Source organism: Dactylosporangium sp. CA-052675, from assembly GCF_050947935.1.
Classification (GTDB): domain Bacteria; phylum Actinomycetota; class Actinomycetes; order Mycobacteriales; family Micromonosporaceae; genus Dactylosporangium.
The window spans coordinates 2,988,954-3,007,021 of sequence record NZ_CP192010.1 but is presented as its reverse complement, the minus strand read 5'-3'; the positions used below and the strand labels follow the sequence as shown (position 1 = coordinate 3,007,021).

At 73.4% G+C, this 18,068-nt stretch carries 21 protein-coding genes; 9 read left to right on the top strand and 12 right to left on the bottom strand.

The genetic code is table 11. The annotated features are described in order from the left end of the window. Nucleotides 1-19 precede the first annotated feature (19 nt). Nucleotides 20-529 (top strand): hypothetical protein, encoded by a 510-nt coding sequence (locus ACQP1P_RS13630; RefSeq protein ID WP_433086590.1) that lies wholly within the window; start codon nt 20-22, stop codon nt 527-529. A gap of 371 nt (nt 530-900) precedes the next feature. Here the strand turns inward: ACQP1P_RS13630 and ACQP1P_RS13625 are convergent, their stop codons facing one another. Together ACQP1P_RS13625 and ACQP1P_RS13620 are read right to left on the bottom strand one after the other, a co-directional pair. Then, complete coding sequence (locus tag ACQP1P_RS13625) at nt 901-1,434, bottom strand: hypothetical protein (RefSeq protein ID WP_433086588.1); 534 nt, start codon at nt 1,432-1,434, stop codon at nt 901-903. A 556-nt stretch (nt 1,435-1,990) separates the two neighbouring features. Beyond that, the gene (locus ACQP1P_RS13620; RefSeq protein WP_433086586.1) at nt 1,991-2,287 is read right to left on the bottom strand and encodes a hypothetical protein; all 297 of its coding nucleotides are present in this window, start codon (nt 2,285-2,287) and stop codon (nt 1,991-1,993) included. A gap of 370 nt (nt 2,288-2,657) precedes the next feature. Between ACQP1P_RS13620 and ACQP1P_RS13615 the strand changes: the two genes are divergently transcribed. Then, entirely contained in the window at nt 2,658-3,551 is an 894-nt protein-coding gene (locus ACQP1P_RS13615; RefSeq protein WP_433086584.1) for an alpha/beta fold hydrolase, read from the top strand. Here the strand turns inward: ACQP1P_RS13615 and ACQP1P_RS13610 are convergent. Next, complete coding sequence (locus ACQP1P_RS13610) at nt 3,538-3,669, bottom strand: hypothetical protein (RefSeq protein ID WP_433086582.1); 132 nt, start codon at nt 3,667-3,669, stop codon at nt 3,538-3,540. The genes ACQP1P_RS13615 and ACQP1P_RS13610 overlap by 14 nt on opposite strands. A 202-nt stretch (nt 3,670-3,871) precedes the next feature. On the opposite strand from ACQP1P_RS13610, the gene ACQP1P_RS13605 reads away from it, so the two are divergent. After that, entirely contained in the window at nt 3,872-4,255 is a 384-nt protein-coding gene (locus ACQP1P_RS13605) for a VOC family protein (protein ID WP_433086580.1), read from the top strand. Nucleotides 4,256-4,353: 98 nt separating this feature from the next. Further along, nucleotides 4,354-4,941 carry a DUF3558 family protein gene (locus tag ACQP1P_RS13600; protein ID WP_433086578.1) on the top strand — a complete coding sequence of 196 codons (588 nt, stop codon included), beginning with the start codon at nt 4,354-4,356 and terminating at the stop codon, nt 4,939-4,941. A 120-nt stretch (nt 4,942-5,061) separates the two neighbouring features. On the opposite strand, the gene zwf is transcribed toward ACQP1P_RS13600, so the two are convergent. After that, the gene (gene zwf, locus ACQP1P_RS13595) at nt 5,062-6,564 is read right to left on the bottom strand and encodes a glucose-6-phosphate dehydrogenase (RefSeq protein ID WP_433086576.1); all 1,503 of its coding nucleotides are present in this window, start codon (nt 6,562-6,564) and stop codon (nt 5,062-5,064) included. Nucleotides 6,565-6,894: 330 nt separating this feature from the next. Here zwf and ACQP1P_RS13590 point away from each other — a divergent pair, with 330 nt between their 5' ends. Further along, the gene (locus tag ACQP1P_RS13590; protein WP_433086574.1) at nt 6,895-7,398 is read left to right on the top strand and encodes a hypothetical protein; all 504 of its coding nucleotides are present in this window, start codon (nt 6,895-6,897) and stop codon (nt 7,396-7,398) included. A gap of 68 nt (nt 7,399-7,466) precedes the next feature. Continuing rightward, nucleotides 7,467-8,381 (top strand): acyl-CoA desaturase, encoded by a 915-nt coding sequence (locus tag ACQP1P_RS13585; RefSeq protein ID WP_350609681.1) that lies wholly within the window; start codon nt 7,467-7,469, stop codon nt 8,379-8,381. A gap of 82 nt (nt 8,382-8,463) precedes the next feature. Here ACQP1P_RS13585 and ACQP1P_RS13580 read toward each other — a convergent pair whose 3' ends face one another. After that, entirely contained in the window at nt 8,464-8,922 is a 459-nt protein-coding gene (locus ACQP1P_RS13580) for a MarR family winged helix-turn-helix transcriptional regulator (protein ID WP_433086572.1), read from the bottom strand. 98 nt (nt 8,923-9,020) lie between these two features. After that, complete coding sequence (locus ACQP1P_RS13575) at nt 9,021-11,261, bottom strand: glycoside hydrolase family 3 N-terminal domain-containing protein (protein ID WP_433086570.1); 2,241 nt, start codon at nt 11,259-11,261, stop codon at nt 9,021-9,023. A 148-nt stretch (nt 11,262-11,409) separates the two neighbouring features. Between ACQP1P_RS13575 and ACQP1P_RS13570 the strand changes: the two genes are divergently transcribed. Beyond that, on the top strand, nt 11,410-12,450 hold the full coding sequence (locus ACQP1P_RS13570; RefSeq protein ID WP_433086568.1) for a LacI family DNA-binding transcriptional regulator: 1,041 nt from the start codon (nt 11,410-11,412) through the stop codon (nt 12,448-12,450). Between the two features lie 18 nt (nt 12,451-12,468). On the opposite strand, the gene ACQP1P_RS13565 is transcribed toward ACQP1P_RS13570, so the two are convergent. Then, complete coding sequence (locus tag ACQP1P_RS13565) at nt 12,469-12,852, bottom strand: HPF/RaiA family ribosome-associated protein (protein ID WP_433086566.1); 384 nt, start codon at nt 12,850-12,852, stop codon at nt 12,469-12,471. 75 nt (nt 12,853-12,927) lie between these two features. Next, entirely contained in the window at nt 12,928-13,707 is a 780-nt protein-coding gene (locus ACQP1P_RS13560) for an SDR family NAD(P)-dependent oxidoreductase (protein WP_433086564.1), read from the bottom strand. A 104-nt stretch (nt 13,708-13,811) separates the two neighbouring features. Here ACQP1P_RS13560 and ACQP1P_RS13555 point away from each other — a divergent pair, with 104 nt between their 5' ends. Next, nucleotides 13,812-14,786, top strand: coding sequence for a hypothetical protein (locus ACQP1P_RS13555; protein ID WP_433086562.1), 975 nt, complete (start codon nt 13,812-13,814; stop codon nt 14,784-14,786). 197 nt (nt 14,787-14,983) lie between these two features. Here the strand turns inward: ACQP1P_RS13555 and ACQP1P_RS13550 are convergent, their stop codons facing one another. From ACQP1P_RS13550 to ACQP1P_RS13540, 3 genes are read right to left on the bottom strand one after another with little or no spacing between them, the layout of a single operon-like run. Further along, complete coding sequence (locus ACQP1P_RS13550; protein WP_433086560.1) at nt 14,984-16,228, bottom strand: NYN domain-containing protein; 1,245 nt, start codon at nt 16,226-16,228, stop codon at nt 14,984-14,986. Nucleotides 16,229-16,238: 10 nt separating this feature from the next. Continuing rightward, nucleotides 16,239-16,556, bottom strand: a complete 318-nt coding sequence (locus tag ACQP1P_RS13545) for a TfoX/Sxy family protein (RefSeq protein ID WP_433086558.1) — start codon at nt 16,554-16,556, stop codon at nt 16,239-16,241. Between the two features lie 4 nt (nt 16,557-16,560). Then, on the bottom strand, nt 16,561-17,073 hold the full coding sequence (locus tag ACQP1P_RS13540) for a hypothetical protein (protein WP_433086556.1): 513 nt from the start codon (nt 17,071-17,073) through the stop codon (nt 16,561-16,563). Nucleotides 17,074-17,325: 252 nt separating this feature from the next. Here ACQP1P_RS13540 and ACQP1P_RS13535 point away from each other — a divergent pair, with 252 nt between their 5' ends. Beyond that, entirely contained in the window at nt 17,326-17,496 is a 171-nt protein-coding gene (locus ACQP1P_RS13535) for a hypothetical protein (RefSeq protein WP_433086554.1), read from the top strand. 264 nt (nt 17,497-17,760) lie between these two features. Here ACQP1P_RS13535 and ACQP1P_RS13530 read toward each other — a convergent pair whose 3' ends face one another. Then, nucleotides 17,761-17,982: a hypothetical protein gene (locus tag ACQP1P_RS13530; protein ID WP_433086552.1), complete on the bottom strand. Its 222-nt coding sequence runs from the start codon at nt 17,980-17,982 to the stop codon at nt 17,761-17,763. Nucleotides 17,983-18,068 lie beyond the last annotated feature (86 nt).

The following is an 18,068-nucleotide window of genomic DNA, read 5'->3' as shown; positions in this document are numbered from 1 at the left end:
CCGGCAGAGGAGGCTTCTCATGCAGTCTGCGATCATCGCCGCCGTCACCGCCCTGCTCGGCCTGATCGTCGGCCGTTTCTGGGACGGCCGCGTCGAGGTGCGCCGCTGGCAGCGGGACCAGCGGATGCGCGTCTACGAGCAGTTCATCGGCGCGTACTACGCCTCCCGCGAGGCGTACCGGGCCCTCGCGCTGCTGGAGCCGGACACGCCGGAGTCGCACGAGGCGCTGGCGCGCGCGCTCGATCTGGGCGTCGCCTTCAACCAGTCCGTGGTCGCCGTGTGGTTCCACGGCTCGCCGTCCGTCGCCGCCGCGGTGCACGAGGTCGACCTCGAGGTCAACAAGCTGGCGACCGTGGCGCGGCTCAAGCGCTACACCTGGGAGGAGTGGCGGGTCGCCCGGTCGCCGGCGGAGCACGCCGCCGAGCAGTTCATCGAGGTCGTGCGCGGCGACCTGGGCCTGCCGGACATCGCCGTGATGCTCTGCTACCCGCCGCACGACCCCGCGCCGCGCCTGCGCGCCGCGACCTGACCGTGTGCCGGCTCCTCCTCGCGGCGCCGGGCCATTGGGTGCTCGGTGACACGCCGGGGGGATGTCATGGGCCGCCGATACGGTCGAGTCCCGGCGGCCTCGCAGACACGCCGTCAGCGGCGGGGTCGCCCGTGCTTCGCGCGAGTCCGGGCGGGCACAGCCGGCCGTGCTTCGCGCGAGTCCGGGCGGGCACAGCCGGCCGTGCTTCGCGCCAGTCCGGGCGGGTACGGCCGGACGCCTCAGTCCAGGCGCGCACGGCCCGCTGCCCTGCTTCGCGCCAGTCCGGGCGGGCACGGCCGGACGCCTCACTCCGGGCGGGCACGCCCCGCTGCCGCGCTTCCCGCCAGGCCGAGCGGGCACGGCGAGGCGCCTCAGTCCGGGCGGTCGAGCTCCCAGCGGTCCTTGAGCACGAGCCACAAGACCCATACCGTGCCGTCCGGGCCGCTCACCTCCTTGGCCACCCGCACGAACCCGTCCGGAACCGGCACCGCCCGCGCCGCCTCGAACTGTTCCCGCGTGCCCGGCACCACCCGCACGACGTTGGCCGACATGTCGACCGCCCCGAGCCCGGCGCGGTACACCTCGGCGCACGCCTCCAGCTGTTCCCGCTGGGCGGGCGTGGGATCGTCGAGGCCGTACCGGTCGGCATACGGCTCGAACCACATCCCCCGCCACTCGACGAGGTCGAGGCCGGGGTCGACGGTCTCCCCGCCGAGCGGTGTGTCACCGAGGCGTTCACGCACGGCTGCCCGAGCCAGCTCCAGGCCGTCCTCGGTCTGCCCGGCGCCGATCGTGAACCGCACCCCCGAGGACATGAACACCTCGTACCCGTCGGCCCGCCGCACGTAGGTGACGTTGACCGGCAGGAACCGCCGCAGCCTGGCGCTCGTGTCCTCGATGCTCACCGGCCAAACGTACCGAAGCCGCCGATGTGCACGGGGCGAACCCGGACCACGAGAACGGGGCCGCAGGACCACCGGAGCGGGCAGCCGCGTCAGGCAACAGCGTCAAGGCAGCCAAGTCAGGCAACGGCGTCAAGCAGCCAAGTCAGGGCAACGGCGTCAGGGCAAACGGCGTCGGCACCCGGGCGCCGACCTGCTGGGCAAGCATCGGCAAGCCGGTCGCTCCCACGCCAGGCGGGCCGGGCGGTGCGCGGCCGCGGAGGGACGGCCGTGATGCGCGCGCTCGGCACGGGCCGCCCGTAGCGCTCCGCGTCGAAGCACCCGCGTCAGGGGCAGCCGCGCCGAAGCAGCCCCGTCAGGGGCAGCCGCGCCGAGCCAACCGCGTCCAGGCAGCGGCGCCAGGCAGCGGTCCCAAGTGCCGCAGTCCCAAGTGCCGCGGTTCCAGTGCCGCTGTCCCAAGTGCCGCTGCCCCAAGTGCCGTAGTCCCAATTGCCGCAGTCTGAAGTGCCGCAGTCTGAAGTGCCGCAGTCTCAGGTGCAGCGGTGTCGAGCCAACGGCGTCAGGGCAGCGGGGCCGGAGCCGTTGCGGCCATGCCCAGGAGCGGGGCCATGGTCGGGCACGTGAGCGAGGCGCACTCGCGGCCGTGCGCGTCATACTCCGCCCGGCCGATCGGCACCACGGTCACCGCGAGCGGGCGCACCGGCCCCGTGGCCCAGTAGCGCCTGGTGCCGACCGCCCGGCGCAGCGCCCGCCGCAGGCTCGGCGTGAACTGTGTGAACTCGTGCCGCACCCCGCCCCGGCGCGCGACCGGCCAATCGAGGCGCACCGCCCAGCCCTGGTCATCGTCCGACGTCATCGCCACCACCCCTCACCCTGTTGAGGCAACGACCGAACCACCACTCACGATACTCGAACACACGTTCGAATTCACCTTTCGTACGGACCCGTACCATCCCGGGCGGCACCTGGCCCGAGCACCGCAGCGCACCGCCGGCCCGCTGCCGCCCCTCGCGTACGGACCCGTACCATCCCGGACGGCACCTGGCCCGAGCACCGCAGCGCACCGCCGGCCCGCTGCCGCCCCTCGCGTACGGACCCGTACCATCCCGGACGGCACCTGGCCCGAGCACCGCAGCGCACCGCCGGCCCGCTGCCGCGCTTCCCGCGGGTCCGCGCAGGCACGACCGGGCTAGGGCCGGGAGCGAAAACGCGCGAGACTGACGGACGTGATCGACGACGAGTTCTGCGACCTGCCGAGCGGCGTGCGGGTGTGCTACCGCACCGAGGGGGATCCGCAGGGCGTACCGCTCCTGCTCATCGCCGGCCTCGGCCTCGACCTGACCTCATGGCCCCGCCCGCTGCTCGACGGCCTGACCGCGCACGGCTTCCGGGTGGTCCGCTTCGACAACCGCGACGCCGGGCGCTCGACCCGCGTCGACGCCCGCCCGCCCGGCAAGCTGCGCCAGCTCGTCGCCCGGCCGCTGCCGGGCGCCTACCGCCTCGAGGACATGGCCGGCGACGCCGCCGGGCTGCTCGGGCACCTCGGCATCGAGCGGGCCCACGTGGTCGGCATGTCGATGGGCGGGATGATCGGGCAGGCGCTGGCCGCGACCCACCCGGACCGCGTCGCCAGCCTCACGTCGATCTTCTCGACCACCGGCGCGCGGGGCATCGGGCAGCCGGCCCGCTCGACGCTGCTGCGCATGGCCCGCCGCGCCGCCCGCACCCGTGAGGAGTGGGTGCGGCGGCACCTGGGGATGCTCGATCACATCGGGTCGCGGACCTACCCGTACGACGAGCCGGAGGAGCGCGCCTGGGCGGCCGAGGTGTGGGACCGGGGCGGCGGACCGGCCCGCGCGGCGGGGGTCGCGCGGCAGATCGGCGCCATCCAGGCCTCGGGCGACCGCACCGCCGCCCTGCGCGGGATCACGGCCCCGACGCTGGTCATCCACGGCGACGTGGACCGCATGGTGCACCCGAGCGGCGGGCGCGCCACGGCCACGGCGATCCCGGGCGCGCGGCACGTGGAGATCGCGGGCATGTCGCACCACCTGGCCCCCGGCGTGCTGGACCGCCTGGTCACCCTGATCGCGGAGGCGTCGCTGGTCAGGGAAGGATGAGGCCGCCGATCTCCCCGTAGGGCTCGCGCGGGTACTCGGCGCCGACCGCGTTCTCAAACCCCGGCGGCCGCGGGGTCCACACCGTGGAGGCGGCCACCGCGGCCCAGGACGCGGGCATGTTCAGCATCCCGCCGGCGCCCGACGCCGGGAGCAGCCGGGCCGGCGCGACCCCGTCCGCCGCGGACGCCGCAAGACGGCCCAGGACGCGGGCGTGTTCAGCACCCCGCCGGCGGCCGGCGCCGGGAGCAGCCGGGCCGGCGCGACCCCGTCCGCCGCGGGCACCGCAAGAAGGTCGGCATCGCGCGAGGATACTGCTGGGCGTGGCTCACTTCAGTAGGCTCTACGCGATCTGCGTCGACGTGCCCGCGCACGACCACGACGCCACGGTGGCGTTCTGGTCCGGCGCGGCCGGCGCCGAGATGCCGGTCGTCGGCGCGTACCCCGAGTTCAACGGCGCCCGGCTGCCGAACCACGACATGCTGCTGCTCGCCCAGCGGCTCGGCGACGGCGACGCCCGGATGCACCTCGACTTCCACACCGACGACCTCGACGCGGAGGTCGCCCGGCTCGAGGCGCTGGGCGCCACGCGGGTCGAGCGGGCCGGGAACTGGCAGGTGATGCGGGACCCGGCCGGGCTGCCGTTCTGCGTGGTACTGGACGCTCCGGGCACCCTGTCCGAGGCCAACGCGACCCGCTGGGACTGAACGGGTCACGAAAACGTGCCAGGTCGCACCCTCCGTGCGTGCGGCGGGGCGGCCATCCCGCACCTTTGGTCGTACCAAACCGATCTGAGGAGCGCACCGTGACCCGTCGCATCATCGTTCTCGCCGCGGCCGCCCTCGGGGCGCTCGGGCTCGCCGGCTGTCAGCAGGACGCCGGCACCACCGCCGCCAAGCCCTCCACCCCGGCCTCGGCCGTGGCCGTCGCCTCCGCCCCGGCCTCGGCCTCCGCGAAGCCCTCGGCGAAGGCGAGCGGCTCGGCCAAGCCGTCGACCGGCACCAAGGAGGCCGGCGCGGTGCCCGACATCTGCAAGCTCATGTCCAAGGCGGAGGTGCAGACGCTGACCGGCGAGTCGGTGACCCTCATGACCGACGACGGCGGCTCCAGCCCCACCAGCCGCTACTGCCAGTGGCAGCTCTCGCAGGGCCAGCTCACGGTGACCGTGAGCCTGGAGACGCGGGAGAACTTCGACATCCGCAACAAGCAGGCCCAGCCGGTGATCGGCGTCGGCACCACCGCGTACTCCCTCGCCGGGCACCTCTACGTGTGGCAGGACGGTCGGGACGTGGACGTGTACGTCTCCTCGGAGTCCAGCGACCCGGCGAACCTGTCCGTCGCCCGCCGGACGGCGCTGCAGCTGCTGCCGCGGCTGGAGGCGGCGTCGAAGTAGCACCCGACGCCGTGGGCGCCACCAGTTGCCCGGCGATCGCGCTCGGGCGCGAAGCACGGTGACGGCGCATACGCAGAGGCCCGGGCGAGACCTCGCCCGGGCCTTGTCGCGGAGTCGTCGTCAGGCGACGGTGTTGCGCCAGGCCCGCCCGCTGCGCTCGATCAGGCGGTTCGCGTCCGTCGGGCCCCAGGACGCGGCCTCGTAGGTCGGGATCGGGCTGGTGTCCTGGGCCCAGCGCTCGATGATCGGGTCGACGATCCGCCAGCACTGCTCGACCTCGTCGGAGCGGATGAACAGCGTGGTGTCGCCGATCAGGGCGTCGAGGAGCAGCCGCTCGTACGCCTCCGGAGACTCCTCCCGGAAGGTCTTGTCGTAGGAGAAGTCCATGCTGGCCGAGCGGACCCGGAACGAGTGGCCCGGCACCTTGGCGCCGAAGCGCAGGGCGATGCCCTCGTCGGGCTGGATGCGCAGGATCAGCGCGTCGGGCTGCAGCTCGGTGAGCTGCGAGTCGGGGATCGGCAGGTGCGGCGGGCGCTGGAACTGCAGCGCGACCTCGGTCACGCGGCTGGGCAACCGCTTTCCCGTGCGCACGTAGAACGGGACGCCGGCCCAGCGCCAGTTGTCCACGTCGAGGCGCAGGGCGGCGTAGGTCTCGGTGCGCGAGAGCGGATCGACACCCGGCTCCTCGCGGTAGCCGGGCATGAGCTCCTCGCGGGTGCCGCCGCGGGTGTACTGGCCGCGGACCGCGATGTCGTCGATGTCCCGGCCGCGGGGCAGGCGGATGGCCTGCAGCAGCTTCACCTTCTCGTTGCGCACCGCCTCGGCCGCGAACGACGCCGGCGGCTCCATGAGGGCCAGGGCCAGCACCTGCAGCACGTGGTTCTGCAGGATGTCGCGCACCGCGCCGGCGTGCTCGTAGAAGGAGCCGCGGGTGCCGACGCCGAGCGTCTCGGCCACGGTGATCTGCACGTGGTCGACCCAGGTGCGGTTCCAGATGGGCTGGAAGATGGAGTTGGCGAAGCGCAGCGCGAGCACGTTCTGGACGGTGTCCTTGCCCAGGTAGTGGTCGATGCGGAAGACCTGCGACTCGTCGAAGGACGCGTGCACCGTCTGGTCGAGGGCCTTCGCGCTGCGCTCGTCGTGGCCGTAGGGCTTCTCGATGACCAGGCGGGCGAAGGAGCCCTCCGGGGCCTGGTTCAGCCCGGCGCCGGCCAGGCCGTTGATGACCAGCGGGAACGCCTCGGCCGGGGTGGAGAGGTAGAAGATGCGGTTGCCGCCCGTGCCGCGCTGCTCGTCGAGCTCGTCGAGCAGGGCGCTGAGATTCTTGTAGGTCTCCGGGTCGTCGTAGCCGCCGGCGATGTACCGCACCGCGCCGGCCAGCTGCGGCATGCCCGACACCCCGCGGTCGCCGAGCACGTTGTGGATGAACTGCTGGTCGTCCATCGGCGTGCGGGCCACGCCCACGACCGCGAACCGCTCGGTCAGCCGATTGTGGCGGGCGAGGCTCTCGATGGCCGGGATCAGCTTGCGCCGGGTGAGGTCGCCGGACGCGCCGAAGATCACCACCGTGGCCGGCGGGGCGTGCCGGTTGTCGGATTCCTGCAGGACCGTCTCGCTGGACATGGGGTGTGCCTCTCCGTCGGACTGCCGCCGTGACATTACGAGCCAACCGAGGCGGGCAGCAACGATTCCGGAACGTGACCGGCGTCTCTGCACGGCCTCTGCCAAGCCTAGTCAGTAGGTTGGGGCCAATGGGACGGCCCGCTCGGCATGACGCCCACCGCCTCCCGGACGCGGCCGTGCGACTGGGCGGCTCCGGCGGGCTGTGGCCGCCCACCGCCGAGCGGTTCCAGACCGGTGAACCTCGCCGAGCCGGCCGGGGGAGACGTTTGCCATCACCCGATCGTGGTAACTTTGAGTTATCGGAATCTTGCAAGGAGTAATGAGGTTGCCATGTCGATCACACCGATTGCGCCGGCCACACAGACCACGCTGACCTCGGCGACCGCGACCAGCGCCGCCACGGCCAACGCAGCGGGCACGCCGACCTCGCGGGACATGCAGCAGAACCTGCAGCAGGACCGGCTCCAGCAGGAGCGGCTGCAGCAGCAGCGCCTCGACGACCAGCGGCTGCAGCAGCAGCGGGCCGACGACGCGCAGGCCGCCGACCGCCAGCAGCTCGTCCGGCAGCAGGACCAGCGGGCGCGGGACGTGCAGGAGGCCGACGACCGGCAGTACCAGCTGCAGCAGCAGCGCCTGGCCGACCAGCGCCTCGCCGAGCAGCGCACGGCGGAGCAGCAGCGCCTCGACGACCAGCAGCGCATCCAGCAGCAGCAGGCGCTCGAGGACCAGCTCCGGCAGCGGGCGCAGGAGGCGCGGGCCAACTTCGACGCCATCCAGCAGCAGCGGCTGCAGACGACGGCGCTGTTCTCCGGGCGGCTGGACGTCTACCTGTAACGTCGCCGCCGCGGCCCGGCATTGTTGCCGCGGGGTGCCAGCCATGACGGCGGTCTATGGTCGCGGCCATGACCACGGCGGTGAAGCCCCTCCTCGGCCGCAAGCGCCCGATTCCGGCGCACGTCGCGGTCTACGCGTTCGTCATCATCCCGTTCCTCGCGCTGCTCGCGGCGGTCCCGATAGCGTGGGGCTGGGGGCTGGCGTGGCTGGACGTGATCCTCGCCGCGGCCTTCTACGTCGTGACGTGCCTCGGGGCGACGGTGGGCTTCCATCGGTACTTCACCCACGGCGCCTTCAAGGCCAAGCGCGCGCTGCGCATCGGCCTCGCGGTGGTCGGCAGCATGGCGGTGCAGGGGCCGATCCTGCACTGGGTCGCCGACCACCGGCGCCACCACGCGTTCGCCGACCGGGAGGGCGACCCGCACTCCCCCTGGCTCTTCGGCACCTCCCCGGTCGCGCTCGCCCGCGGCTTCTGGCACGCCCACCTCGGCTGGGTGCTCGAACGTGACCTCACCAACCAGGAGCGCTTCGCCCCCGACCTGCTCGCCGACCGCGACATCCGGCTCGTGCACCGGCTCTTCGGCCCGCTGACGATCGTCACGCTCGCGGCCCCGGCCGTGCTCGGCGGCCTCATCTCGTGGTCCTGGCAGGGCGCGGTGACCGCGTTCTTCTGGGCCGGGCTCGTGCGCGTCACGGCCCTGCACCACGTGACCTGGTCGGTGAACTCGGTCTGCCACATGATCGGCGAGCGCCCGTTCGCGGCCCGCGACCGCTCGGCCAACTTCTGGCCGCTGGCGATCCTGAGCATGGGCGAGTCCTGGCACAACCTGCACCACGCCGACCCGACCTCCGCCCGCCACGGGGTGCTGCGCGGCCAGATCGACATCTCGGCCCGCACCATCTGGCTGTTCGAGAAGCTCGGCTGGGCCTGGGACGTGCGCTGGCCCACCCCGCAGCGCCTCGCGCGCATCACCGCGGCCTAGCCGCCTTCGACCGCGACCGGGCGTACGCCTCCCGCCCTCCGCGATCGACCGCGGGGCACCGACCAGGTCCGCGATCGATGTCCTACGGCCCGGGACGACCGGACGCGCGGGCGCCCCCGGGCTCCACGGTGGCGTTGCGGTGCACGATGCCGAGCAGGCGCCGCAGTTCGGCCTGCTCGGTATCGGTCAGGCCGGCGGTGAGCCGGTCCTGGGACCGCCCGGCGAGGGCGGTCAGCCGGCCCAGCGCCGCCCGGCCCTCGTCGAGCAGGGCGACGAGCTTGACCCGGCGGTCGGTCGGCGACTCGCGGCGCGACACGTAGCCGCGCCGCACCAGCTCGTCGAGCAGCCCGACGACCCGGCTGGCCGGGATGCCGAGGTCGTGCGCGAGCTGCTGCTGCGACTGCGCCTCGGCCTCGCGCAGGCCGCGCAGCACCGCGAAGTGGCGCGGATGCAGCCCGGTCTCGGCCAGCGCGGCCTCGAACGCCGACGCCGCCGCACTGCCGACCGCGGCGAGCACGAATCCCAGCGGTTCCTCGGGCACCCGCCGACACTACCCGGCCGGGGCATCGTGCACGGCGAACGCATCGCACGCCGTGACGGCCGCGGCCGGGCGCGGGACCAGGGACCGGGACCGGTGGCCTAGCGGATCTCGAAGGGGGCGCGCAGGAGGTCCGCGGACTTGGAGCTGCGGCCCACCTGGAGCTCGAAGCGCCCGGGCTCCACGACGCGGCGGCCGTCGGCCGTGACCAGGGAGCAGGACGACGCCGGCAGCTCCAGCTCGACCGTCTGCGTCGTGCCCGGGGCGACCGTCACCTGGGTGAAGGCCTTCAGCTCGCGCTCGGCCCACGTGACGCTCGTGACGAGGTCGCTCACGTACACCTGGACCGTCTCCAGCGACGGGCGCCTGCCGGTGTTCGCGATCGTGACGCTCGCCCGGATGACGCCGTCGGCCGGGACGACCGGGTCGGCGATGCGCAGGTCCGAGTAGTCGACCGTGGAGTAGGACAGGCCCTCGCCGAACGCGAAGAGCGGCTCCTGGGTCAGGTCGGCGTAGCGGTTGCCGTGCTGGCCGCGGAGCTGGTTGTAGTACACCGGAAGCTGCCCGGCGTGGCGCGCGAAGGAGATCGGCAGGCGCCCGCTCGGCTCGATCTCGCCGAGGAGCAGCTCGGCGATGGCCCGGCCGCCCTGCATGCCCGGGTTGAAGGCGGCGACGACGGCGGCGGCGCGCTCGGCCGAGGCGGGCAGCGTCGAGGGCTTGCCCTGCACGAGCACCACGACGACGGGCTTGCCGGTGGCCACGAGCGCGTCGAGCAGCGCGGACTGGCCGCCCTGCAGGTCGAGGGTCGCGGTCGACTTGCCCTCGCCGGTCAGGGCCACGTTGTCGCCGAGCACGGCCACGACGACGTCGCTGGCCTCGGCCAGGGCCACGGCCTCGGCGATCGCCACCGGGTCGGCCGGGGCCGCCTGGAACAGGGGCGGGCGCGGCTGGCCGTCGGGGAAGTGGGTGCCCTCGGGGTCGGGCTCGAGGCTGCCGATCCGGGCGCCCTCGCAGTAGGTGAGCTCCCAGCCGTCCGGCAGCGCGGCCAGCAGGCCGTCGCGCACGGTGATGACCGTCTCGCGCGGGTGCCCGTCCGGCATCCAGTCGACCTGGCCGGAGGCGCCGGCCCAGTCGCCGAGCTGGGCGTGCGGGTCGTCGGCGTTGGGTCCGACGAGCGCGATGCGGCGCACCGGCGCGGCCAGGGGCAGGGTGCCGTCGTTGCGCAGCAGCACCAGCGAGCGGCGGGCGACCTCGAGGTTGAGCGCGGTGTGCGGGGCCGAGCCGATGACCGCGGCCTGGCGCTCGGCGTCGGCGCCGCGGGGGTCCTCGAACAGGCCCAGCTCGAACTTCAGGCGGAGGATGCGGCGTACGGCATCGTCGATCTTCGACTCGGCCAGGCGCCCCTGCGCGACGGCCGTCTGCGCCGCCTCGAAGAAGGCGGGCGTGGTCATGATGAGGTCGTTGCCGGACTCGACCGCGATGACGGCGGCCTCCACGTCGTCGGCGCAGACCTTCTGCTCCCACACCATCCGCCCGACGTTGTCCCAGTCGGTGACGAGGGTGCCGGGGAAGCCCCACTCGGTCTTCAGCACGCCGTCGAGCAGCCAGCGGTTGGCGGTGACGGGCACGCCGTCGATCGACTGGTAGCCGAGCATGAACACGGCGCAGCCCGCCTCGACCGCCCGCTGGAACGGCGGGAGGAACCAGGAGCGCAGCTTGCGCGGGGTGAGGTCGGCCTCGCTGGCGTCGCGGCCGCCCTGGGTCTCGGAGTAGCCGGCGAAGTGCTTGGCCGTCGCGAGGACCGCGGTCGTGTCGCCGAGGCCGCCGCCCTGGTACCCGCTGATCATGGCCGCCCCGAGCTCCCCGATCAGGAACGGGTCCTCGCCGAACGTCTCGTCCACGCGGCCCCAGCGCAGGTCGCGGGCGACGCACAGCACCGGCGAGAAGGTCCAGTGCACGCCGGTCGTGGAGATCTCGGTCGCGGTCGCCCGCGCCGAGCGCTCGATCAGCGCCGGGTCCCAGCTGCAGGCCATGCCGAGCTGGGTCGGGAACACCGTCGCGCCCGGCCAGAACGCGTGGCCGTGGATGCAGTCGTCGGCCATCAGCAGCGGGATGCGCAGCCGGGTCGCGGCGACCATCGCCATCGACTCGCGGATGCGCGCGGGCGAGGCGTGCAGCAGCGAGCCCGCCGTCTTGGTCAGCACCGCCTCGGTGAGGTCGAGCCGCGCGTCCAGCTGCAGCATCTGCCCGACCTTCTCGGCGAGGGTCATGCGCCCGACGAGATCCTCGACCCGCTCCGCGACCGGCAGTGATGCGTCCTGGTACGGAAGTCTCTCGGTCACAGTCGTCACGATCCGTCGTCCTCTTAGGTCGTCATAGGCGGAAACTTTTTCGTGGAGTTTCGTGTTGTATCGACGGTATGGGTAACCTACTCTGCTGTCAACGCGATGAAACAGTTTCGGGGAGCGCTCTATCGATTTGGGAGGGTGCATGAGTGATCAGCCCGTGCGCATCACCCTCGAGGACGTGGCCCAGGCCGCCGGGGTGTCCAAGGCGACCGCGTCGAAGGTGCTGAACAAGCGGCCCAACGTCGATCCCCGGACCCGCGCGAAGGTCGAGGAGACGATCACCGCGCTCGGCTACGTGCCCAGCACCGGCCCGCGCGAGCCGCAGGCCGAGACCGTCGTGGACGTGGTGTTCGACTCGATGGTCAGCATGTACTCCCTGCAGGTCCTCGGCGGCATCCTGACCGCCGCCCGCGAGCTCGGCGTCGAGATCGCCGTCGACGTGCTCGACCGCGAGGGCCGCCCCGGGCTCCCGCTGAGCGACGCGTGGCTGATCCGCGCCGCCGCCCGCCGCCGCCTCGGCGTCATCGTCGTGTCCCTCGCGCTCACCGCCGGGCAGGTCCGCACCGTCGACGAGCTCGGCCTGCCGCTGGTCTCCGTGGACCTCACCGGGGCCTTCGGCACGGGCCTGGCCAGCGTCGCGGCGACCAACTTCGCCGGCGGCACCCAGGCCACCGAGCATCTCGTCGCGCTCGGCCACCGCCGCATCGGCTTCGCGGGGCTGCCCGCCGAGATCGCCGCCTCGCGGGAGCGGCTGCACGGCTACCGCAACGCTCTCGAGCTCGCCGGCATCGAGGCCGACCCGGCGCTCGTCGTGCACGGCGGCTTCACCGCGGAGGCCGGCTGCCGCATGGCGATCGAGCTGCTGACCCGGCCCGACCCGCCGACGGCCATCTTCGCCGCCTGCGACGGGGCCGCCCTCGGCGTCTTCGAGGCCGCGCGCCGCCTCGGCCGCCGGGTGCCGCAGGACCTGTCGATCGTGGGCTTCGACGACATCGAGCCGGCGAAGCTCTCCTCGCCGCCGCTGACCACCGTGCACCAGCCGATCGCGGACATGGGCCGGGTGGCGGTGCGCACCCTGCACACCATCGCCCGCGGCGGCACGCCCGACTCGATGCACGTCCAGCTGGCGACGCATCTGGTGGTTCGCGAGTCGACCGCCCCGCCTACCGCCGGGCACCGGTAGGCGGGGCGGCCGCCATGGTCACTGCAGCTCGGAGTAGTCCTCCGCCTCCGCCCGCTCGCGCAGGTGGCGGTTGTTGCGCGGCTCCTCGCGGGTCTTGGCGTCGTTGAGCCGGCGGCGCAGGTCGTCGCGCACGTCGTGCAGAGCGGCCATGAGCTCCTCCTCGCCGGAGGTCGTCACGATCTTCTGCCGACCGGCGATCCAGCACTCCAGCGTCACCTTCTGGCCGGGCGCCTCACGGTCCTTCACCGACACCTCGAGCTCGGTCGCGTCGGAGCGGAAGGCGGCGAGCCGGGCGTCGAGCGTCGCGAACTGCTCGGCGATCCAGTTGCGATCGCCCTGCGAGAACCCGGCACCCACCCGGAGGCACTTGTCGACGGTGGCTGGATCCGCGGCAACACTCATCACATCTCCCTCGAACCGGCGAAATCGCGTTCAGAGGATCACTACCCAGCAACCGTCCCCGCAAAAACGGTACGGCTAGATCCGGTGCATGCCCCAGCCGCCGTCGATCATGATGGTCTGGCCGGTGATGTACGTCGCGTCGTCACTGGCCAGGAAGGCCACCAGCGCCCCGATGTCGCTGCGCGTGTCGCCGATGCGCCGCATGGGCACCTTGGCGAGCGCGGCGTTGAAGCCGTCGGGGTCGAACCGCTCCCACAGCTGCGCCCCCTCCGAGTTGGCGAACGGGCACACCACGTTCACGCGCACGTTCGCCGCGCCCCACTCGGTCGCGGCCACCTTGGACAGACCCCGGACGGCCTCCTTGGCCGCCGCGTAGGTCGCCCAGCCCGCCTGCCCCTCGGTCCCCGCGCTCGACCCGAGGTTGACCACCGACCCGCGGCCGCTCGCGGCCAGGTGCGGGAAGGCCGCCTTCATGAGCCGGAACGTCGCCCGCGGCCCGGTCTCGAAGACCAGGTCGTAGTCGTCGTCGCTGTGCTCCGTGAACGGCCCGGCCGCCCGGGTGGCGATCGCGTTGTTCACGAGCACGTCGAGCCGCCCGAACGCCTCCACCGCCGCGGCCACGATCCGCTCCGCCTCGCCGGCCCCGCGGATGTCCGACAGCAGCGACGCGACCCGCCGGCCCTCCAGGCCCTTGACGGTGGCCTCGAGCGTCTCGGCGTTGTGGTCGACGAGCAGCACGGCGGCGCCCCGCTCGGTCAGCGCCTCGACGATGCCCCGCCCGATGCCCTGGGCCGCCCCGGTGACGATGCACGCCGTGCCGTCCAGCCCGGCGGCGTTCGCATAGGTGTTGGTCATTCCGCGACGGTAGCCGGTCCGGCCGCCGGGGTAGGGACAGCCTCACCGTCGATTCGGGGGTGCGCGGGGCTGCTTCGGGGCCCCGCGAACGGGAGGGTCGAGGCATGTCGAACTCCCCCGTCACCGCCGCCCGCTGGCACCGGCCGCTGGTCGGGCTGGCCGCCGTCATGGGCGTGCTCACCATCGTGGCGCTCGTCGGCCTGGCCGTCGACGACCGCAGCATCGGCGGCAGCCCCGCCTGGCTCAAGCCGTGCAAGTTCGCCGTTTCCCTGGGGTTGTACGCCCTGACGCTGGCCTGGCTCCTGCGGTTCGTGCACCGCTGGCGCCGCACGGGCTGGTGGGCCGCGACCGTCGTCGCGCTGGCGTCCGCCGGCGAGATGGTCGCCATCGTGCTGCAGGCGGTGCGCGGGCGGCCGAGCCACTTCGACGTCGCCACCCCGTTCGACGCGATGATCTGGAGTCTCATGGGCGCCACGGTGATGGTGCTCTGGACCGCCAGCCTCGTGGTGGCGGTCGTGGTGGCGGTGCAGCGCGACTCCGATCCGGTGGTGCGCTCGGCGGCCCGGCTCGGGTTCGCGCTCTCGCTCGCCGGGATGATGCTCGGCTTCCTCATGACGCAGCCGACGGACGGGCAGCGCATCGAGCTCGACAACGGCGGCGCGCCCGCGATGATCGGCGCGCACAGCGTGGGCGTCGCCGACGGCGGGCCCTCCATGCCGCTGACCGGCTGGTCGACCACCGGCGGGGACCTGCGCATCCCGCACTTCGCCGGGATTCACGCGCTGCAGGCGCTGCCGCTGCTGGCTCTGGTGCTGGCGCTGCTGGCCGCGCGGTACCCGGCCCGGTTCGGGGCGGTGCGCACACGGCTGCGGGTCGTGCGGGTGGCGGCGGCGGGCTATGCGGGGCTGGTCGCGCTGCTGACGTGGCAGGCGCTGCGGGGGCAGCCGCTGCTGGAGCCGGACGCGCTGACGCTGCTCTCGGCGGGTGGGCTCGCCGTCGTGGTGCTCGCGGGCCTGGCGCTGGCCGTGCGCGGCCGCGCCGAGCCGATCACGCAGTCGCGGGTGCTGCAGAACGCCTGAGAACCGACATATCCGCCGCCAGGCGATAAATCCGATAAGTCGCGGCGCGGAGCGCCCGACTTATCGCGAATCCCAGGTGCGGAAGCGCCCGACTTGCCGTGAAGCCCAGATGCGGAAGCGCCCGACTTGCCGTGAAGCCCAGATGCGGAAGCGCCCGACTTATCGCGAAGCCCAGGCGCGAAGCGCTCCACTTGCCGTCAGGCCGACTCGCCGAGCCAGGAGCGCACCGCGGCGGCCTCCTCCTCGGTGAAGGGGATCTGCGCCGCCTCCGCGCGGGAGAGCACGTTGTTCACGAAGGCCGACGCGATCTCGGCGGGCGTGGGCGGGGGCTGGCGGTGCAGCGGGTAGCCGCCGAAGGACGTCCCCCGCACGACGAACGCCACCGCGCCCCGGCTGACCGGCACCCCGTTGTCGCGCAGCCGGTCGCGCGACCAGCTCGTGCACTGGGTCAGGTTGAACCGGTGCTCGCGCGCGTAGGCCGAGAGCGTCTCGTAGATGGACGGCCACCACGCCTGCGGCAGGCGGGGCAGGCTCAGCTGGTCGGCGAGGCGCTCGACCGGCTCGGGCAGCACGGTGCGGGGCGCTCCGGGGGCGGTGGGCTCCGGGGCCTGGTGCCGGCTCCCGTCCCACAGCAGGTGCTGCGACAGGTGCAGGTTGGGCAGCTCCAGGGTCTCCAGCGCGCGGGCGAAGGAGCCGAAGCCGAACCAGTTGCTGCTGCCGACGACCGGGCCGACCTCGGTGCGCAGCCGGTACGCGAGCGCGGCCATGTTCAGGGGCGCCTCGGCGGCCTCGTATTCGGCGGTGACGATGGTGCGGAACTGCTCGTAGGCCTCGTCGGGCACGAAGTCGGCGCCGGCCTCGGGAGCGCCGTCGAAGTCGTCGAGGTCGACCGGCTCGCCCTGGATGAGCGCCAGGAGCTGCTGGCTGTCCAGGAGCTGGTCGGCGATCGAGGTGAAGGCCTCGGCGGCGTCGGCCGGGGAGACGATCATCGTGCGGCGGTCGGCGCGGCGCAGGCGCTGCAGGAGCGGGGTCATGTCCGAGTCCCCGGACGCGATGACGAACTCCTCGTAGCGGGTGTCGTCGGCCAGCGCGTCGACGGCGTCCACGACGATGCGGATGTCGGCCGCGTTCTTCGTGGCGTTGTACCGCGGGCAGTCGATGACCTCGAAGCCGGCGCGCACGAAGCTGGGGCGGAAGCGGGAGAAGTACAGCCGGTTGGGCTCCCCCGCCGCGTCGCGCGTGTTCACCCAGCCCGCCGGGTTCAGGTAGCAGCGCAGGATCAGCCAGCGCCGGGGCGCCTCGGCGGTCAGGGTGGTGGCCAGCCGCTGCAGCCACACCCCGGGCTCGCTGGCGAACTGCACGGCGACCTCGGGATCGAGCTTGAACAGCCCGCTGAACACGTTGTCGAAGTCGAGGAAGAACGCCGTGCGCACGTGGCCCATCCGCTGCACCCTACTTCGGGGGGAGCGTGGCCACGAACGCGGAGGCGGTCGCGACCCACTGGTCGAGATCGGCGTCGTCGAGGTGCTCGCCGGCCACGAGGACCCAGCCGCGCATCGGGCGCCCGGTCATGTCGAACGGCCGCACGCCCGGACGCTCCAGCGCGGCGCCGGCGTCCTCGGGGCTCAGGCGGACGAGCAGGTCGTCGCGGTACACGCCGGCGGTCATGTTGCCGCCGGCCAGAAAGGCCAGGCCGCCGAACATGCGCCGCCGTGCCGCGGCCGGGAGCCGTTCGCGCAGCCGCTCGGCGAGCACCTCGTCGTACGCCATCAGCTCATGCTACGGCTCCCTGTCTGCGCGCCCGGGCGTATGCGTTGGACGGCGGGAGGAACATCAGGACGATCGTGGCCAGGCCGAGCAGCCACGCGAGCACGTCCAGGGCCTTGGTCGCGGCCGGGGCCACGTCGGCGACCTGCAGGCCGCCCGCGCACAGGAAGCCGGCCAGCAGGACGGTGAGCACGATCCGGGCCCACATGGCGCCGCCCCGGATCGCGAACGCGAAGCCGATGACGAGCAGCGCCGAGACGATCCCGGCCACGCCGCGGGTCTGCAGCGTGGCGGCGGCCTCGTCGACGGTGGCCCTGGTGAGCTCGTCGCCGAGCACGTCCCCGGCGATCTCGTCGACGGTGTCGGCGGCCAGGTCGTGCGCGCGCACCAGGAGCAGCACGGAGGCGACGAGGCCGGCGAGGCCGGTGACGAGCGCGCCGAGGAACGCCAGGGCGAGCGTCGTCGGGCGGCTCGCGGGCGGGGCCACGGCGGGGGCGGGCGGGTGTCCGGGGTATGACATTGGCAACTCCTCGTCGGTCGATGGACACCACAGGGGCGTTCCAGCCGGGGACACCGGCCTGCCCGAAAGCCGACACAGCAGCGGCGACGGGCCCCGCGGCGACGACGAGCGGTGAGTGAACGATCGTGAATGCGCGGTTCGTGTGTTGCTATCGTGCTGCGGGTCGTTCAATGACATAGGGCAACTTCACTGAGTGTCATTCAACGGCTACGCTGAATGCTCGGCGTCCTTGATCGGGAGGAAAAGGCGACCATGGTCAAGAAGATCCTCAGATGGGGTGGCCTGGCGTTCCTGGTGTTCTTCGTCGCGTATCGCCCGCAGTCGGCGGCCAACGTGGTGAGCTCCATCGGCGGCGGGCTGCTCGACATCGCCAACGGGTTCGGCGATTTCTTCGCGTCCCTGGGCTCGTCGATGAGCAGCTGAGCGCCCGGATTCGCGCTTGGTGCACATGCACTTTTGTCGCCTGGTGCACACGCCCGGCCCGGCGACCTGAGCGGCGGAACCCGCCCGCGCGGCCGGCCTGAGCCGGGCCGCGCGGGCGGCCTGAGCCGGGCCGCGCGGGCGGCCTGAGCCGGGCCGCGCGGGCGGCCTGAGCCGGGCCGCGCGGGCGGCCTGAGCCGGGCCGCGCGGGCGGCCCGAGCCGGGCCGCGCGGGCGCACTCGCAACGCCGCCAGCAGGACAGCCTGTTCACGGCCACGGGCGGGGCGCGCGCCCTCCGGCCGGCCCCGCCAGCTGCTCGATCCGCTGCGGCGGGCCGAGCGGGCCGAACGGCTGCACCACGGAGTCGTCCGCGCCGGTCTCCAGGCCCGGGGCCACGTCCAGCCACCGCCCGAGCGCGGCCGGCAGGACGATCGACCGCCGGGCGGTGCGCGGAGCGGCGGACCGGCACGCGGAGCGGCGGACCGGCACGCGGAGCAGGGCGCGGAGCGGCGGACCGGCCCCGGGTGGCGTTCCACGATGGCTCAGATCCGGTCCCGGCCGGTCGATCATGAAGG

Coding starts and splice junctions, on each gene's coding strand:
- ACQP1P_RS13555 (WP_433086562.1), top strand. CDS start 13,812: ATGTCGAACTCCCCCGTCACCGCCGCCCGCTGGCACCGGCCGCTGGTC.
- ACQP1P_RS13620 (WP_433086586.1), bottom strand. CDS start 2,287: ATGACGTCGGACGATGACCAGGGCTGGGCGGTGCGCCTCGATTGGCCG.
- ACQP1P_RS13550 (WP_433086560.1), bottom strand. CDS start 16,228: ATGGGCCACGTGCGCACGGCGTTCTTCCTCGACTTCGACAACGTGTTC.
- ACQP1P_RS13565 (WP_433086566.1), bottom strand. CDS start 12,852: ATGAGTGTTGCCGCGGATCCAGCCACCGTCGACAAGTGCCTCCGGGTG.
- ACQP1P_RS13560 (WP_433086564.1), bottom strand. CDS start 13,707: ATGACCAACACCTATGCGAACGCCGCCGGGCTGGACGGCACGGCGTGC.
- ACQP1P_RS13535 (WP_433086554.1), top strand. CDS start 17,326: ATGGTCAAGAAGATCCTCAGATGGGGTGGCCTGGCGTTCCTGGTGTTC.
- ACQP1P_RS13545 (WP_433086558.1), bottom strand. CDS start 16,556: ATGGCGTACGACGAGGTGCTCGCCGAGCGGCTGCGCGAACGGCTCCCG.
- ACQP1P_RS13585 (WP_350609681.1), top strand. CDS start 7,467: ATGACCACGGCGGTGAAGCCCCTCCTCGGCCGCAAGCGCCCGATTCCG.
- zwf (WP_433086576.1), bottom strand. CDS start 6,564: ATGTCCAGCGAGACGGTCCTGCAGGAATCCGACAACCGGCACGCCCCG.
- ACQP1P_RS13630 (WP_433086590.1), top strand. CDS start 20: ATGCAGTCTGCGATCATCGCCGCCGTCACCGCCCTGCTCGGCCTGATC.
- ACQP1P_RS13570 (WP_433086568.1), top strand. CDS start 11,410: ATGAGTGATCAGCCCGTGCGCATCACCCTCGAGGACGTGGCCCAGGCC.
- ACQP1P_RS13540 (WP_433086556.1), bottom strand. CDS start 17,073: ATGTCATACCCCGGACACCCGCCCGCCCCCGCCGTGGCCCCGCCCGCG.
- ACQP1P_RS13610 (WP_433086582.1), bottom strand. CDS start 3,669: ATGCCCGCGTCCTGGGCCGCGGTGGCCGCCTCCACGGTGTGGACCCCG.
- ACQP1P_RS13590 (WP_433086574.1), top strand. CDS start 6,895: ATGTCGATCACACCGATTGCGCCGGCCACACAGACCACGCTGACCTCG.